Raw genomic sequence first — 464 nt, 5'->3', positions numbered from 1 at the left:
CCGCGAGGCAGTGCAACCAGTGCTATTTTTGTGCTGCCGAAGTAGTAGTAACGAAGGATGAGACGGTGCAGCGTCTTTTCCGCAACGTCTATGCTTAAAGCTCTCTCTCGAATTAAGGCGGTAAAGTGATGTCTCGATAGGTTTGTCCTATTTTCAAATGCCTGTATTACAGGCGCGATCTGGTCCCATGCTGATTGAATTTTTACTGCCTGAGAACTACCGCTTTCGGCTGGCACGGAGAGCTGTTGTGGAAGTACTATGCGACCCCATTTCGATGTAGGTGAGGTGAGCGCGCTAAGTTGATTCCAAGAATAGAAAATCGGTCGTTTGGCATACCTGGCTTCTTCGGGTGTGCCCACCCACATCGCATATGCCCCATCCTCAAAAATATGAGTTAGGCGAAGATACCGACCTGGTCGTTCGGAGTCATGCAGTGCCAAGCCTGCGTGAAGGGTTGGCTGATT

The 464-nt window shown here is 50.0% G+C and carries 1 protein-coding gene; it reads right to left on the bottom strand.

All coding sequences use genetic code 11. From position 1 onward, the window contains the following. The coding region (locus tag K9U41_RS23155; protein ID WP_282643182.1) for a hypothetical protein at nucleotides 1–359 on the bottom strand (359 nt) is incomplete at its 3' end. Between the last annotated feature and the right edge of the window lie 105 nt (nucleotides 360–464).

The organism is Xanthobacter autotrophicus (assembly GCF_029991245.1).
Classification (GTDB): domain Bacteria; phylum Pseudomonadota; class Alphaproteobacteria; order Rhizobiales; family Xanthobacteraceae; genus Xanthobacter; species Xanthobacter autotrophicus_C.
This window is presented reverse-complemented; position numbering and strand designations above follow the sequence as displayed.